Below are 14,923 nucleotides of genomic sequence, written 5' to 3' on the forward strand. Positions count from 1 at the left end.
ATGAACTTCTTTCTGAGTGAACTTGTCGGGACCGCCGTCCTGACACTTTTCGGCTGCGGCGTCGTGGCCAACGTATTGCTTGCAAAATCCAAGGGGTTCAACGGCGGCTGGATCGTGATCGCTCTTGGCTGGGGGATGGCGGTCACCTTCGGTGTCTATGTGGCGGGAAAATATTCCGGCGCGCATCTCAACCCCGCATTGACCATCGCCTTTGCCCTGACCGGCCAGCTGAGCTGGAGCTTGGTGCCCGTCTATATCGCGGGCCAGATGGCAGGCGGCATTCTGGGCGGCGTGCTGACCTATCTGATGTATCTGCCACATTGGGCCGAGACCGAGGATGCCGATCTGAAACTGGCCGTTTTCTGCACCCAGCCCGCCATCCGCAACACGCCCGCGAACTTCCTGTCCGAATTTCTGGGCACGGCGGTGCTGTCTTTCGGGCTGAGCTGCATCGGTGCCAACAGCTTTGCCGAGGGGCTGAACCCGCTGATCGTGGGCTTCTTCATTCTGGCCATCGGCCTGTCGCTGGGAGGCCCCACCGGCTATGCCATCAACCCCGCCCGCGACCTGGGCCCCCGCATCGCCCATGCCCTGATGCCGATCAAGGGCAAGCGCGACAGCGACTGGGGCTATGCATGGCTTCCGGTTGTCGCACCGATCTGTGGTGCCATCGCGGGGGTCTATCTGTATATGGCGCTTGTCTCTCCGGTGGCTGGCTAAATTCATGAGGATCGGGGATGGGGCCCAAGGAGGCGCATCCTCTCAAGGGAAGGAAAAGGACATGACCAAGAAATACGTTCTTGCCATTGATCAGGGCACGACCAGCTCGCGCGCCATCCTGTTCGACAAGGCTGGCCAGATCATCCACACCACCCAGAAGGAATTCGCGCAGATTTTCCCCAAGCCCGGCTGGGTCGAGCATAATGCGATGGAGATCTGGTCCTCGGTGCAATCCGTTGTGGCAGAGCTCTTGTCAAACGCCGAGGTGACCTCGGACGAGATCGCCTCGATCGGGATCACCAACCAGCGCGAAACCGCCGTGGTCTGGGACAAGAAAACGGGCCGCCCCGTCTATAACGCCATTGTCTGGCAGTCACGCCAGACACTTGATGTCTGCAAGGAACTGAAGGCCAAGGGGCTGGATGACACTTTCCGCGACAAGACCGGCCTGCTGATCGATGCCTATTTCTCGGGGACCAAGGTCAAATGGATCCTCGATAATGTCGAAGGGGCGCGTGAAAAGGCCGAGGCCGGCGATCTGCTGTTTGGCACCATCGACACATGGCTCGTCTGGAAACTGACCGGCGGCGAGGTCCATGTGACCGATTACACCAACGCCTCGCGCACGCTGATGTATAATATCTTCGAGCTGAAATGGGATGAGGAGCTGCTGGAGCATCTGACCATTCCGGCCTCGATGCTGCCCGAGGTGCGCCCCTCCTCCGAGGTGTATGGCACCACCCATCGCGACGCGTTCCAGGGCATCCAGCTACCGATCGCGGGCATGGCAGGCGACCAGCAGGCGGCGCAATTCGGCCAGCTCTGCTTTGAAAAAGGCATGGCAAAGAACACCTATGGCACCGGCTGCTTCATGCTGATGACCACGGGCGAGCGTCCGGTGAAATCCGAGAACGGCCTGTTGACCACCATCGCCTGGGGTGTTGACGGTAAGGTCGAATATGCGCTGGAAGGGTCGATCTTCGTGGCGGGCTCCGCCATCCAGTGGCTACGCGACGGGCTGCGCATGTTCCGCAATGCCAAGGAATCCGAGACCTATGCCGCCCGCGTCGAAGATAGCGACGGGGTCTATGTCGTGCCCGCCTTTGTGGGCCTTGGCGCGCCGTACTGGGATTCGGAAGTGCGCGGCGCGGTGTTCGGGCTGACCCGTGGCACCTCGAAAGAGCATTTCATCCGAGCGACGCTGGAATCGCTGTGCTACCAGACCAAGGACGTGCTGTCGGCGATGGAGGCCGATAGCGGCATCGAGCTTGCCAAGCTGCGCGTGGATGGTGGCGCGGTGGCCAATGATCTTCTGTTGCAGATCCAGTCGGATATCCTGGGCAAGGAGGTCGAGCGCCCCACCGTGATCGAGACCACAGCCCTTGGGGCGGCCTATCTGGCAGGGCTGGCCGCGGGCTTCTGGTCCTCGAAAGAGGAACTGGTGGAAATGGCCGCCGTGGACCGCGTGTTCGAACCGAAGATGCCCCCCGAACAATCGGCCAAACTTTACGCGGGCTGGCAGAAGGCGGTGAAGGCCACGATGGCCTTCAAATAACCCCATCAAGGCCGCCTTTCGGGGCGGCCTTTTTTACGCGCCCCTCTGTGCGCCTTCCTGTGTGCCCCTTTTCGGGCGCCCCTCCTTGGGCCTCCCTCTCAGGCGCGGCGCAAAGCGGCTGTCGCGATGCCCATCGCCACAAGTGCCCCGCCGCCCAGTCGGGTCAGGGCGGGCAGCACATTGGGCCGCGCGATGTTCCGGCGCAATCTGTCGGCCAGCAGGGCATAGGCCAGCGCGTTCAACGCCGCCAACCCCACAAAAGTTGCGATAAGCCCTGCGAATTGCGGTGCCAAAGCCCTGTCGGGCACAAGGAACTGCGGCACGAAAGCAATGAAGAAGACAATGGATTTCGGATTAAGCGCCGTCACCGCGACCGCGTGAAAAAAAACGCGACGCGGCGATGCGGGCACTGCCTGTGCCTGTGCCAGCGTCCCCAAGCGGGCCACCGGTGCGCTGCAAAACAGTCGGACCCCGAGATAGACCAGATAGGCCGCCCCGATCCACTTCAGAGCCAGAAACACTCCCGAAGAGGCCAGCACCAGTGCTCCGAGACCGGCGAGCGAGGCGGACATTGCCACGAAATCGCCAAGCGCGACGCCTGCAACCGTCGCCAGCGCCACGCGACGCCCCTGGCTCAGGGCATAGGTCAGGACAAGCAGCACAGTCGGCCCCGGTATCAACAACAACGCAAGAGAGGCGGACGCGAAGGCCAGCCAGAGATGAAAGGTCATGATGATCCTCCCGAAGACATCTTGCATGAGCCAGCCACGGATCTCGGCCCACGTAAAGCGTTTTTCGAAAGCCACTGACCGAGGGCGCATGGGCGCGACATCTGCCGCCTGCCGAAAGACGTGATGCCAAAGCCCGACAGGATCGCGACGGGCTTTGGTGTCAGCGTGGGGGACATGTGGAAGGAGGCCACAGATGATCCCCCTATCCCTTCGCGGCCCCATCCTTTCGCGCAGCCGTCCCTTCGGGCCGTCAATTCGGCGAGGAACTCCCCTGCGAACGGTCGGGCCAGAAGCGCACGCCCTCCTCTGCCAGACCACCGCCCAGCCCCAAGACCGTGCCATCGGCGCGCCAGCAGGCCGCGCCCTCCATCTGCCCGTCCGCATGGAAACGGATCGCGTTCAGCCCGCCGCCGATATGGGGCACATGCTTGACCGCAAGGCCCGCCGCCTCCAGCGCGGGAGCCAGCGCCGCAAAGCGCGGCTCAAGCTCGATCTCTGCGCCTTGGGTCCAGAGCCGCGGGGCCTCGACCGCCTCTTGCAGCGCCATGCCGTGATCGATGATATTCACCATCGCCTGCAGCACCGAAGGGAAAATCCGCGTGCCGCCGGGCTGCCCCAGCGCAAGAAAGGGCCGGCCCTTCCGCGCCACGATCATCGGAGCCATCGAGGTGGGCACCCGCTTGCCCGGCGCGACAGAAAGCGCCCGGCCCGGATTGGGGTCGAAATTGCACATATAATTATTGAGGATCATCCCCGTCCCCGGCACCATCACCCGCGCGCCAAAGAGCGAATTGATCGTGAAGGTTGCCGTGACAATCATCCCCTCGCCATCGGCGATGGTAATATGGGTCGTGTCGCGGCTTTCATAGCCTTGCGCGGCCGTGACCGGCGGCACGCCCTCCATCAGCGCGCGGGCATAGTCTTTCGAGGTCAGTCGCCCGACCGGAATATCCACAAAACGCGGATCCCCGCTATGACGGGCACGGTCGGCAAAGGCCGCGCGCATCACATGGGCCAGAAGCTGCGCCCGTAGGGGGCTGTCAAAACCCATCGCCGCCAGATCGCGGGTTTCCAGCATGTTAAGCATCTGCGTCACATGCACGCCGGAAGAGGCAGGCGGCGGCGGGCCGAAAATATCGAAGCCGCGATAGTGCCCCTGCACCGGCGCCAGCACCTGCGGGGCGTATCCGGCCAGATCCCGAAGCGTCAGCCGGGCCTGCGGCACAGGCCCCGTGGCCAGATAGTCCACCAGTTTCCGCCCCAGCGCGCCATGATACAGCGCATCCGGCCCCTGCAGGGCGATCTCTTCCAAGGTGGCGGCATAATCGGGCTGGAGCAGACGGTCTCCTTTGCGCAGCGGCGCGCCCTGCGGCAGGAACAGCGCCGCCATATCGGGGGTGCGTGCAAGGTCATGACGCGCCTCGGCAATCGAGCCTGCCAGATACGGGGTCACCACAAAGCCCTGACGTGCATGACGGATCGCAGCCCCGAACAGATCGGCAAAGGGCAAGCGCCCGTGACGCTCGTGCAAAAGCGCCCATGCCCGCAGACTTCCCGGCACGGCAACCGCCGAGGCCCCAAACTCGTTCTGGCGGTCCACCGTCTGCATCTGTAGCGGCGGCACATCGGACAGCGGGCGATACATCGCGGGCTCCGAGGCCGCGCCTGCGCAGGACAGCCCGTCGATAATCTCGTGCTGGCCCTGCGCATCGCGCAGATGCACCAGCCCGCCACCACAGATCCCCACCATCATCGGCTCGACCACCGAAAGCGTCAGCAGCGTGGCCACAGCCGCATCGGCGGCATTGCCGCCCGCCGCCAGCGCCTCGATGCCCGCAGCCGCCCCTAACGGATGGTTGGCCAGCACCATACCGCCCCGTGCAAAGACCGGCGTTTTCGATGGAAAGGAGATTTTGGCAGACATCCGGGACCCTCGATCAAGGTTAACAAAACCTAACCTAAAACCTCAAAACAGCAGCGCAAGCCTTTAATTCAAAATGGAAAAGCGCCACCCGAAGGCAGCGCTCTCCTTTGTCACAAAGCAATCCGGAGATTAGCAGCTGTAATACATCTGGTACTCGATCGGGTGCGGGGTATGCTCGTAGGCATAGACCTCTTCCCATTTGAGCGCGATATAGCCTTCCAGCATGTCCTTGGTGAACACGTCACCTGCGGTCAGGAAGTCCATATCGGCTTCGAGGGCTTCCAGAGCCTCACGCAGCGAGCCGCAAACGGTCGGGATTTCTGCGAGCTCTTCCGGCGGAAGATCGTAGAGGTCCTTGTCCGATGCCGGGCCCGGATCGATCTTGTTCTTGATGCCGTCGAGGCCCGCCATCATCAGGGCTGCGAAGCACAGATAGGGGTTTGCCGACGGATCGGGGAAGCGGGCTTCGACGCGCTTTGCTTTCGGCGAATTGGTCCACGGAATACGGACACAGCCCGAACGGTTGCTTGCCGAATAGGCGCGCAGAACCGGAGCTTCGAAGCCCGGGATCAGACGCTTGTAGGAGTTGGTCGAGGGGTTGGTCAGCGCGTTCAGAGCTTTCGCGTGCTTGAGGATACCACCGATGAAGTAGAGCGCCTCTTGCGACAGGTCTGCGTATTTGTCGCCAGCAAAGAGCGGCTTGCCGTCTTTCCAGATCGACATGTTCACGTGCATGCCCGAGCCGTTATCGCCTTTCATCGGCTTCGGCATGAAGGTCGCCGATTTGCCATAGGCGTGGGCCACGTTGTGGATCACGTATTTGTATTTCTGGATGTTATCGGCTTGCTCGGTGAGCTGGCCGAAGATCATGCCCAGTTCGTGCTGGCAGGTCGCCACTTCGTGGTGGTGCTTGTCGACCTTGATGCCCATACGCTTCATGGTCGAGAGCATCTCGCCACGCAGGTCTTGGGCTTCGTCAACGGGGTTCACCGGGAAGTAGCCGCCCTTGTGGCCCGCACGGTGGCCGAGGTTGCCCATTTCCGACGGGGTGTCAGTGTTCCATGCCGCCGCTTCCGCGTCGATCTGGAAGGACACTTTGGCCGGCGTGACCGAGTAGCGCACGTCGTCAAAGAGGAAGAATTCGGCTTCGGGGCCGAAGAAGGCCGCATCGCCGATACCCGAGGATTTCAGATAGGCTTCGGCTTTGGCCGCAACCTGACGCGGGCAGCGGTCATAGGCTTCGCCGGTGTCGGGCTCGACCACAACGCAGTGCACGCACATGGTTTTTTCAGCGTAGAAGGGGTCGATATAAACCGAGGAAGCATCGGGGATGAGCTTCATGTCGGATTGGTCGATCGATTTCCAGCCCGCGATGGACGAGCCGTCGAACATGAAGCCTTCCTCGAAGAAGTCTTCGTCGACCAGATCAACGACCAGAGTCACGTGTTGGAGTTTACCGCGCGGATCGGTGAAGCGAACATCAACGTATTCGACTTCTTCGTCCTTCATCAGCTTGAGGGCGTCCTTAACAGAGCTCATTCGTAGCAACCCTTTCGTTGAGCAATAAGACACCGGACTTTAGGTCCGACATGCGTTTGGGCGGGACGCGATCAGATCGCGTCGTCGCCAGTTTCACCGGTCCGGATGCGGATCGCTTCCTCGACCGGCGAGATGAAGATCTTGCCGTCGCCGATTTTCTCGGTGCGGGCGGCAGAGGTGATCGCCTCGACGGCGGCCTCGACCATATCGTCGGAAATCACCATCTCGATTTTAACCTTAGGAAGGAAATCAACGACATATTCCGCGCCGCGATAGAGCTCTGTATGCCCTTTCTGACGCCCGAACCCTTTGACTTCAATCACCGACAGGCCTTGGATGCCAGCCTCTTGAAGAGCTTCTTTCACTTCATCCAGTTTGAACGGTTTGATGATCGCTTCGATCTTTTTCATTCCGTCGACTCCTTCGTCTTGGCCTTCTCGGCACTTCTCAGCACTTTCCTTCGGCCCCCGCAATCGACTAGGCTCATCTTGTCCCAGCTTGGCTTGGGAATCCGGTTAGTGCGCCCAAATTTACGCCATGTTGCGTATTGAATGAGCGATTTGCAAACATAAAGGCTTACGATTGAGCGAAATTCTCACAACTGCCCAAATGCGCGCCGCAGAACAAAGCGCTTTGTCCAAGAAACTGTCAGATGAAGACAAACTGATGGCACGTGCCGGCGCGGGTGTGGCTGCGGCGATCCTGCGCAACTGGCCGCAATTTCTGGAGCTTGAAAGCAGCGCCGAGCCGCCCTGTGCCGTTATTTTGTGCGGTCCGGGCAATAATGGCGGGGACGGCTATGTTGTGGGCCAGCATCTGAGTGCACGCGGCTGGCGGGTCGAGGTGTTGCGTGAACTCAACCACAGCCATGAAGGGGCCGCCGCCCATGCGCTGGCCAATCTGCCCGCCGCCGTCGAGCAGCACGGCTTTGCGATGGCGGCCACCGGCCACCGCCCCGATATCATCGTCGATGCGCTCTTCGGGATCGGCTGCACCCGCCCGCTTGGCACCGAATATCTGGCCCTGTTCGGCGCGGTCGCGGCCCGTCCGCCCCGCCCCGCGACGGCGCGCTGGCGTCATATTCCGAAAGTGGTGGCCGTCGACTGCCCCTCCGGTTTCGATCTGGATCGCGGGGTCTTTCTGGCGCCCGAGCCTCCGCGCAGCCTTGATCAGGAGGCCCTGACGGAATGGAGCACGGACGAATCGCGTCGCCATATCGCCACGGATCTGTGCGTAACCTTCCATCTCCCGAAACCGGGGCATGTGCTGTCGGCACTTTCGGGGCAGCGGCTGGAAATCGTCGATATCGGCCTGCCGGGCGGGGCAGGCAAGGATGCGGCAGCCCTTGCGGATCTGCCCAAACAGCCCCATGCCCTGCGGCTCGTTGATCCGGTACGCGGCAATCGCCCCAAAGCGTTCCAGCGCTGGTTCCAAAGCGTCACGCATCTCGATAAGGCGGCGCATAAATACCAGCGCGGACATGCCATTGTGCTGTCCGGCGGTCTGGGTCAGGGCGGGGCGGCACGGATGGCCGCACGCGCGGCTCTGCGGATCGGCGCGGGGGCGGTGACCATTGCCGCGCCGCAATCGGCCGTGCCCGAAACCGCCGCCCAGATCAACGCGCTGATGCTGCGCCCCCTGCCCGACAGCTACACCCTGCGCGGCTGGATGGAGGACGACCGCCTGCGCGCGCTCTGTCTGGGGCCGGGTCTGGGCCATAAACGCGCGCAGGAAATGGTTCCTGCCGCCCTCTGGGGCAAACGGGCCACGGTGCTGGATGCCGATGCGCTGTCCTGCTTCGGGGAAGACCCGCAGGTGCTGTTCAACCACCTGCATGAAGACTGTATCCTGACCCCGCATGAGGGCGAATTCCGTACCCTTTTCCCCGATCTGGCAGCCGAGCTACACCAGAGCGACCGTCTCACCCTCACCCGCCGCGCAGCCGAACGTGCAGGGGCGGTGGTGTTGCTGAAAGGTCCGGTCACGGTGATCGCGCGCCCCGATGGCTGCGCCTCGGTACATCCCGCCCTGCGCGAGCGCGCCGCCCCCTGGCTGGCAACGGCAGGGGCCGGTGACGTGCTGGCAGGGATGATCACCGGCCTTCTGGCGACGCAGGACCCGCATCACCGCGACATTCTGGGCGCCGCCGAACTGGCCGTCTGGATGCATGTCGAGGCCGCACGGCAATTCGGTCCGGGTCTCTTGGCCGAAGACCTCCCCGACGAACTGCCAGCGCTGATGCGCGCGCTCTTCGCATAACGCAAAACACAAAAACCGGGCCTCTGCCCGGTTTTTTCTATCTGATCCGCCGCCCCCTCAGACGATCTCAGGCTGTCGCGGGCACGACCTGCGCCTCGACCTCGATCCCCTCGGCAAAGAAGGTCTCGACCGTATCGAAATGCAGCGCATAAAGCCGCACGGGCCGCTCAAGTGCCACACGCACCACCTGCCCGTCGCATAGCTTCGATGCCGGCACAGAGGCGGTTTCGGCCTCGTAAAGCGTTTGCGCCCGCCAGCCTCCCAGCGGCATACGCGTCTGCGCGCCGAGATAGAGCACGGATTGCGGACGCCCCTGCCCGAGACTGCCCGCCGGAAACCGCAGCACATGGCGATCTGCATGCTGCACCGTCACCGCACGCAGCACACGCATTCCCGAACGGGTCACGATGCGATCACCCGGACACAGGTATTCCACCGGAAGATCGCCCTCCGAGGTCCGGATCTGCGCGCCCTGCGCCACGCCAACGGCCGAATACCGCGCCCGCGCCTCAAGCAGATCTTCTGCCGCGTAATGGCCATAAGACATTGTAGAATCCTGCTTTTGCATGATGCGCCTGCCCGTTGGTAAATTCGCGATTTGCCGCGTTATTCATTTCTTTACCAACATTACGCAGTTTTTCCCGTCCCGCAGCAAAAAAATGGAAAATCCCTCTTGCATGCACCAGAGGCGTTGCTAAAAGGCACCTTGTTGCGGGTGTGGCGAAATTGGTAGACGCACCAGATTTAGGTTCTGGCGCCTAACGGCGTGGGGGTTCAAGTCCCTCCACCCGCACCACTTTGAATTTACAACAAAAATTTGCAATCCTCTGACTACGCCAAACATTCCAGGCTGCGAGTTTGGCACTTTGTTAGCGCTTTCCCGTTTCATTCTCTCTCTGTTCTCGCGCCACTTGTGCCCGTCGGGAAGCTTTCTTCTGGTTCGCATGGGCGCTGTATTTCTGAACCATCGAGAGCGTCTTATGGCCAGTGACGGCCTGGATGTCGCGCACATCCGCCGTGGCTGCACGCAATGCAGCGTCGAGTTCGGCGGGGGTCTTGCCGACTGCGGCGCGCGCCAGGGTATCGATCTCGCTTTCGGACAGCTTAGGCGACCCATTCGTCGATCAGGATCAGGCAGGGCGAGAACTTGTTGAAGATCTCTTCCAGCAGGTTCGAGCCCGGCGCGATACCGCGGGCATCGTTTTCCGCGATCATGTCGAAGCCAGCCTGACCGCCAAGCTGCCATGCCAGCTCGCCCTAGGTCGTCTTGATGATCTGGCCACCTTCCAGGGTGATGACGTCCTGCGGTCCGCGCGACGTTCCGACCAGAACGGCGCGATTGACCTTCTCAGAGACATCCAGCCCGTTGCGCGACAGCAGCTGATCAAGGCCCGGCAGATCACCGACACGGGTTTGCCCGGCCAGCTACGTGGGCCACGCCTCCCATGAGAGGCAAACCTTTCTGACAAAAGAAGCAATCTCAGCTCTGCGCTGAGATTTCGGCGTTCTGTTTTAAAATGATTTTTTACCGTCCGAGAGGCAGGACTTTGTGACACACGGGACGAGGCTCACGAGGTACAGTACCAGCGGGGGATGACAGAAAGTCTGATCTTCGGCCGGGCTTATATTCGTTCGCTCGGCCGGAGTCAGCAACGCAGCGTTACCGTGAACGTTTCGGAGTAACAGTGAGCCGCTCGGTAATGAGTTTGGCTTGTTCGACCAGCGCATTTTTGAAAAGTTCCACTATTCGTGATGGCGGTCGATGAATCGGTCGGACGATGTTAACGGAAAATGGAATCGATACAGAAAACGGGCGAATGTTCACGCCGCTGTTGGCATAGTCCAGAGCGGTGAGGGGATTGACGATCGCAAGGCCAACACCTTCGCGGACCATGGCGCAGATGGAAGCTGCACTATGCGTTTCTATGACCATTCGGCGGGTAATACCTGCCTCTTGAAATATCTGGTCGATCTGCTGGCGGTAGCTGTCCGTGGCTGACAGGCTGATAAAAGGTTCTCCTTCGAAATCTCGTGGAGACAGCAGCTTCTTGCTCAAGAGGGAGTGCCCGTCAGGGAGTACGCAGACCTCGTCAAATGTCATCAGTGCGGTCGTTTCGGTGCCTTGTGGAGCGTTTCCAATCTCTGTCAGACCGAAATCGTAGCGTTGCGCCGATAGCCATTCTTCCAGTAAAGGCGATTCCTGAGGGGTGATGCTGATACCGACATTGGGGAATTTCTCTACAAAGCTCCGGCATGTTTGCGGCAAAAGTGATTGTGAGAACACCGGAAGGCACACAATCGAGAGCTGGCCCTGCTCGAACTGCCGAAGTGACGTGGCAGTGCTGATAATGCGGTCCAGCCCGAAGTAGGAACGTTGCACTTCCTCAAAAAGCTGGAGCGCATGTGCGGTAGGCCGCAATCTCCCGCGCATACGTTCAAACAGCTTGATTTGAATAAGATATTCGAAGCGTGCCAACTCTCGGCTCACTGTTGGCTGGGAGGTCTTCAACATGTCAGCAGCACCTGTGACACTGCCGGTTGTCATGATCGCACGAAAGACTTCAATGTGCCGTAGGGTGACTGACATGTGTGGGGTCGCCTCAGACTTTCGCATATCAAATATGAAAGACATCCATAATTACTGATATTTTTAATATCAGTGCATCCGTGATGAAACCTCAAGCGGAAATTGCATCCGAGCGGGTGCACTCACGAAACAGATGGCTTGGAGGTCACCATGGAGCACGTTTCCTATGATATAGTTGGCGTCGGCGCGGGCCCGTTCAATCTCAGCATTGCGGCACTGCTGCATCCGCTGAAGGATGTTCGGCACAGGTTTTTCGAGCGGCAACAGAACTATTCCTGGCATCCCGGGATGCTGCTGCCAAATACAACCATCCAGAACAGTTTTCTCAAGGATCTGGTAAGCTTCGCCGATCCCACCAATCCCTTTTCTTTCCTCGCATTCCTTCACGCGAACAAGCGGCTCTATGAATATGTGAACGCCGGCTTCCCGCGCACATCGCGGGTGGAGTTCAATCAGTATCTTCAATGGGTCGCGCGGCAGCTCCCGGCCGTTCTGTGGGGCCAGAGCGTCGAAGCCATCGAGCGGCATGAGGCCGGCCTCAGGATCACTACGAACGAGACGACCTGCATCGCCCGCAATCTGGTCGTGGGAACCGGCCCTTCGCCGGCGATCCCGGCAATGGCCGAGGGGTTAGTGGGCGATCATGTTTTCCATAGCAGCCGCTATCTGTTCAACCGGGACAGCCTTTCCCGCAAGCGTGTTGCCGTCATCGGTGGCGGCCAAAGTGGCGCCGAAATTGTGCTCGACATGATCAACCGGGGCGTCTTACCCTCCGAAATCCACTGGATCAGCTCCCGTCGGGGTATCGCTCCGCTGGATGAATCTCATTTCGCCAATGAGTGGTTCACCCCCGCCTATATCGAATACTTCCACGGTCTCGCGCCCTCGAAGAAGGCAGAGCTGCTGGAACAGCACAGGCTTTCCAGCGACGGAATTTCGCCAGAGACCATCGAAGCGCTTTACCAGACCCTCTATCGTCTCCGGTTCCTCGAAACCGGCCCGGCCTGCCGCGTCATGCACTCCCGCGTAGTCCAGAACATCCGTACATCACAGGGAGGCTATGTCCTCGACATCGCCCAGCTGGATACCGATCAGACCGAAACGGTCACCGTCGACAAGATTGTTCTTGCGACCGGCTACAGGCAAAATCCCTTGCCGGCCGTTCTGGAGAGCATTGCCGGCGACGTCGAATTCTCCGACGGCAACCCGGTCGTTAATCTGGATTTCTCGCTCCACTATAACGGCGTAGGCAAGGTATTCGTCGTCAACGCGGCGAGAACGAGCCACGGCGTTGCAGAGCCCAACCTTTCTCTGAATGCGTGGCGGGCCGCGACGATCATCAATTCCGTGCTTGGGCGCGAGCACTATGCCTCCCCACAGTCGAACTCCGTACTCGACCTGTCGGGCGATAGCTATCTGGCGGGGGCCGCCTGACCATGCCCCTCTATATCCTCTATCTGCTCGCAGCGGCGTTTCTATGGGGAACGTCGTTCGTCGCCGGCAAGTTCGCAATCGGCATGACTGAGGCTCCGCTTGTGGTGCTCATCCGCTTCATGATCGCGTCGGTGTTCTGGTTACCTGTGTTTTTTCCAGCGATCCGGGCGCTCCCCCGCGGCAGACTCGGCAGTCTAACCCTGCTGGCCTTTCTGATGATTCCGGTCACATTCCTGTTGCAGTTCATCGGCCTGCATTACACCACGGCCGCCAGCACAGCCGTGATGATCGGCTTCGAGCCGTTAATGTTCGTCCTTGTCGGCTGGTTGCTTTGGGGCGAGCGCCTGACCGCTCTCAACCTGACATTCGGCGCGCTCGCCTTGACCGGCGTGCTGCTGGTCATGGGCTGGCCGCAGGGCGCGCAGTTCGCCGGTTGCGCCCTTGTCCTGCTTTCGACGGCGGTTGTCGCTGTCTGGGTGCGCTGGTCCAAGCCCTGGATGAAGGAGATCGGCGTGAAGAATTTCACGGCGCTGACCACCGTGATCGGGACGGTCCTGCTCGTTCCCTTCACGGCGTTTCTTACGACAACTTGGGAAATCCGGTGGTCGGGAGAAGGCACAATCGCGCTCCTCTATCTCGGCGTCGGATGCAGTTTCGCGGCCGGCTGGTGCTGGAATAAGGGGATTGAAGGGGCCAGCACGAATACAGGTGGACTGTTCCTGGCGCTCGAACCCGTTTTCGGCGTTGTCGTGGCCGCACTACTTCTGGGCGAAGCACTCGGCCCGATCGCGATTGCAGGGGCCGGCCTCGTCATCCTGCCCGTCGTCCTTTCCGCAATCCTGCCGTGGCTACGCCCGCGGCCGACAGCCAGTGAGTAAACTGTATCATGAAAAATATTCCCACAAATCTCCTGATCCACCTCGCGAACGAGCATGCAACACCGCTATGGGTCTACGATGCCGCGACAATCCGCGACAGGATTAGCCAGCTTCGCGCATTCGATGTGATCCGCTATGCGCAGAAGGCATGTTCCAACATTCATATCCTCTCCCTGATGCGTGAGGCGGGCGTGCATGTGGATGCTGTTTCGCTTGGGGAAATCGAGCGCGCTCAGCGGGCGGGTTTCTCTACCGCGAAGAGCGCGGACGACGCTGCAGGCATCGTTTATACCGCCGACATCTTTGATCGCGCCACCCTCCGCCGCGTCGTCGAGGACAAGGTTGAGGTGAATGTCGGCTCGACAGACATGTTACATCAACTCGGGGAGGTCTCGCCTGGTCATCGCGTCTGGCTTCGGATCAATCCGGGTTTTGGTCACGGCCACAGCAGGAAAACGAACACCGGGGGTGAGAACAGCAAGCACGGAATCTGGCACAATGAGCTTCGTCAGGCTATAGAATTGGTAGGACGTTACCGCCTGCACCTTGTTGGACTTCATCTGCACATCGGCTCCGGCGTCGATTACGCGCACCTTCAGCGCGTGTGTGAGGCGATGACCGCTCTGCTCAGTGAACTGGATGTGGATTTCGAGGCGATCTCGGCTGGTGGAGGGCTCTCCGTTCCCTATCGCGATGGGGACCAGCCCATCGACACGACACACTATTTCAACCTCTGGGATAAAGTGCGCAAACAAGCAGAAAACCGGCTCGGACATGCTGTGCGTCTGGAGATCGAGCCGGGACGATTTCTTGTCGCCGAGGCGGGGCTTTTGCTTGCGGAGGTTCGCGCCACAAAGCAGATGGGCGACAATCACTTCACGCTCGTCGATGCGGGCTTCAACGATCTGATGCGCCCGGCGCTCTATGGAAGCTATCACGAAATCTCTGTAATATCGCACAGCGGTCGCAGCCTCGCCTCGGTTGGCATGCATCCAACTGTCGTCGCTGGCCCTCTATGCGAATCCGGCGATGTTTTCACTCAGCGATCTGATGGCATTGTTGAGACCCGGAACATACCGCCTGCTGAGGTCGGTGATTTCCTCGTCTTCCACGACGCCGGCGCATACGGCGCGTCAATGTCGTCCAACTACAACAGCCGCCTGCACGCTGCGGAATACCTCATCGATGGCAGGGCATCGAGACTTATTCGCAGGCGCCAAACGTTTGATGATCTTTGTCGCACAGAGTCTGTTCAGGACATGGATGTCGAAGCAGCGTAATGTCGCGGGAGGATTA

Annotated in this window: 12 protein-coding genes and 1 tRNA gene; 7 read left to right on the forward strand and 6 right to left on the reverse strand. The window is 60.4% G+C overall.

What is annotated here, in order from left to right; translation table 11 throughout:
* Both RPE78_RS00005 and glpK read left to right on the forward strand, forming a co-directional pair.
* Window positions 1-720, forward strand: a complete 720-nt coding sequence (locus RPE78_RS00005; protein ID WP_339107484.1) for an MIP/aquaporin family protein — start codon at window positions 1-3, stop codon at window positions 718-720.
* 61 nt (window positions 721-781) lie between these two features.
* Window positions 782-2,275: a glycerol kinase GlpK gene (gene glpK, locus RPE78_RS00010; RefSeq protein WP_406720874.1), complete on the forward strand. Its 1,494-nt coding sequence runs from the start codon at window positions 782-784 to the stop codon at window positions 2,273-2,275.
* 98 nt (window positions 2,276-2,373) lie between these two features.
* On the opposite strand, the gene RPE78_RS00015 is transcribed toward glpK, so the two are convergent.
* The 4 genes from RPE78_RS00015 to RPE78_RS00030 form a co-directional block, all read right to left on the reverse strand.
* Window positions 2,374-3,006: a LysE family translocator gene (locus RPE78_RS00015; RefSeq protein ID WP_406720875.1), complete on the reverse strand. Its 633-nt coding sequence runs from the start codon at window positions 3,004-3,006 to the stop codon at window positions 2,374-2,376.
* Window positions 3,007-3,256: 250 nt separating this feature from the next.
* The gene (gene ggt, locus RPE78_RS00020) at window positions 3,257-4,930 is read right to left on the reverse strand and encodes a gamma-glutamyltransferase (protein WP_406720876.1); all 1,674 of its coding nucleotides are present in this window, start codon (window positions 4,928-4,930) and stop codon (window positions 3,257-3,259) included.
* Between the two features lie 129 nt (window positions 4,931-5,059).
* Window positions 5,060-6,469, reverse strand: coding sequence for a type I glutamate--ammonia ligase (gene glnA, locus RPE78_RS00025; protein ID WP_339107488.1), 1,410 nt, complete (start codon window positions 6,467-6,469; stop codon window positions 5,060-5,062).
* 71 nt (window positions 6,470-6,540) lie between these two features.
* Window positions 6,541-6,879: a P-II family nitrogen regulator gene (locus RPE78_RS00030; protein ID WP_339107489.1), complete on the reverse strand. Its 339-nt coding sequence runs from the start codon at window positions 6,877-6,879 to the stop codon at window positions 6,541-6,543.
* Between the two features lie 256 nt (window positions 6,880-7,135).
* On the opposite strand from RPE78_RS00030, the gene RPE78_RS00035 reads away from it, so the two are divergent.
* Window positions 7,136-8,728 carry an NAD(P)H-hydrate dehydratase gene (locus tag RPE78_RS00035; protein ID WP_406720877.1) on the forward strand — a complete coding sequence of 531 codons (1,593 nt, stop codon included), beginning with the start codon at window positions 7,136-7,138 and terminating at the stop codon, window positions 8,726-8,728.
* Between the two features lie 67 nt (window positions 8,729-8,795).
* Here RPE78_RS00035 and RPE78_RS00040 read toward each other — a convergent pair whose 3' ends face one another.
* Complete coding sequence (locus tag RPE78_RS00040) at window positions 8,796-9,275, reverse strand: Hint domain-containing protein (protein WP_339107491.1); 480 nt, start codon at window positions 9,273-9,275, stop codon at window positions 8,796-8,798.
* Between the two features lie 164 nt (window positions 9,276-9,439).
* Between RPE78_RS00040 and RPE78_RS00045 the strand changes: the two genes are divergently transcribed.
* Window positions 9,440-9,524 (forward strand) — tRNA-Leu (locus RPE78_RS00045).
* A gap of 864 nt (window positions 9,525-10,388) precedes the next feature.
* On the opposite strand, the gene RPE78_RS00050 is transcribed toward RPE78_RS00045, so the two are convergent.
* Window positions 10,389-11,315: a LysR family transcriptional regulator gene (locus tag RPE78_RS00050; RefSeq protein WP_406720878.1), complete on the reverse strand. Its 927-nt coding sequence runs from the start codon at window positions 11,313-11,315 to the stop codon at window positions 10,389-10,391.
* A gap of 150 nt (window positions 11,316-11,465) precedes the next feature.
* Between RPE78_RS00050 and RPE78_RS00055 the strand changes: the two genes are divergently transcribed.
* From RPE78_RS00055 to lysA, 3 genes are read left to right on the forward strand one after another with little or no spacing between them, the layout of a single operon-like run.
* The gene (locus RPE78_RS00055) at window positions 11,466-12,749 is read left to right on the forward strand and encodes a lysine N(6)-hydroxylase/L-ornithine N(5)-oxygenase family protein (protein ID WP_406720879.1); all 1,284 of its coding nucleotides are present in this window, start codon (window positions 11,466-11,468) and stop codon (window positions 12,747-12,749) included.
* Between the two features lie 2 nt (window positions 12,750-12,751).
* A complete protein-coding gene (locus tag RPE78_RS00060) occupies window positions 12,752-13,627 on the forward strand; it encodes a DMT family transporter (protein ID WP_406720880.1) in 876 nt (291 codons plus the stop codon).
* An 8-nt stretch (window positions 13,628-13,635) separates the two neighbouring features.
* Window positions 13,636-14,907, forward strand: a complete 1,272-nt coding sequence (gene lysA, locus RPE78_RS00065; protein ID WP_406720881.1) for a diaminopimelate decarboxylase — start codon at window positions 13,636-13,638, stop codon at window positions 14,905-14,907.
* Window positions 14,908-14,923 lie beyond the last annotated feature (16 nt).

This window comes from Thioclava litoralis, assembly GCF_045278885.1.
In the GTDB taxonomy this organism is placed as follows: Bacteria; Pseudomonadota; Alphaproteobacteria; order Rhodobacterales; family Rhodobacteraceae; genus Thioclava; species Thioclava litoralis.

What these genes read in the sequence shown, in the direction of transcription:
- RPE78_RS00005 (WP_339107484.1), top strand. Translation starts at nt 1, where the DNA reads ATGAACTTCTTTCTGAGTGAACTTGTCGGGACCGCCGTCCTGACACTT.
- glpK (WP_406720874.1), top strand. Translation starts at nt 782, where the DNA reads ATGACCAAGAAATACGTTCTTGCCATTGATCAGGGCACGACCAGCTCG.
- RPE78_RS00015 (WP_406720875.1), bottom strand. Translation starts at nt 3,006, where the DNA reads ATGACCTTTCATCTCTGGCTGGCCTTCGCGTCCGCCTCTCTTGCGTTG.
- ggt (WP_406720876.1), bottom strand. Translation starts at nt 4,930, where the DNA reads ATGTCTGCCAAAATCTCCTTTCCATCGAAAACGCCGGTCTTTGCACGG.
- glnA (WP_339107488.1), bottom strand. Translation starts at nt 6,469, where the DNA reads ATGAGCTCTGTTAAGGACGCCCTCAAGCTGATGAAGGACGAAGAAGTC.
- RPE78_RS00030 (WP_339107489.1), bottom strand. Translation starts at nt 6,879, where the DNA reads ATGAAAAAGATCGAAGCGATCATCAAACCGTTCAAACTGGATGAAGTG.
- RPE78_RS00035 (WP_406720877.1), top strand. Translation starts at nt 7,136, where the DNA reads ATGGCACGTGCCGGCGCGGGTGTGGCTGCGGCGATCCTGCGCAACTGG.
- RPE78_RS00040 (WP_339107491.1), bottom strand. Translation starts at nt 9,275, where the DNA reads ATGTCTTATGGCCATTACGCGGCAGAAGATCTGCTTGAGGCGCGGGCG.
- RPE78_RS00050 (WP_406720878.1), bottom strand. Translation starts at nt 11,315, where the DNA reads ATGTCAGTCACCCTACGGCACATTGAAGTCTTTCGTGCGATCATGACA.
- RPE78_RS00055 (WP_406720879.1), top strand. Translation starts at nt 11,466, where the DNA reads ATGGAGCACGTTTCCTATGATATAGTTGGCGTCGGCGCGGGCCCGTTC.
- RPE78_RS00060 (WP_406720880.1), top strand. Translation starts at nt 12,752, where the DNA reads ATGCCCCTCTATATCCTCTATCTGCTCGCAGCGGCGTTTCTATGGGGA.
- lysA (WP_406720881.1), top strand. Translation starts at nt 13,636, where the DNA reads ATGAAAAATATTCCCACAAATCTCCTGATCCACCTCGCGAACGAGCAT.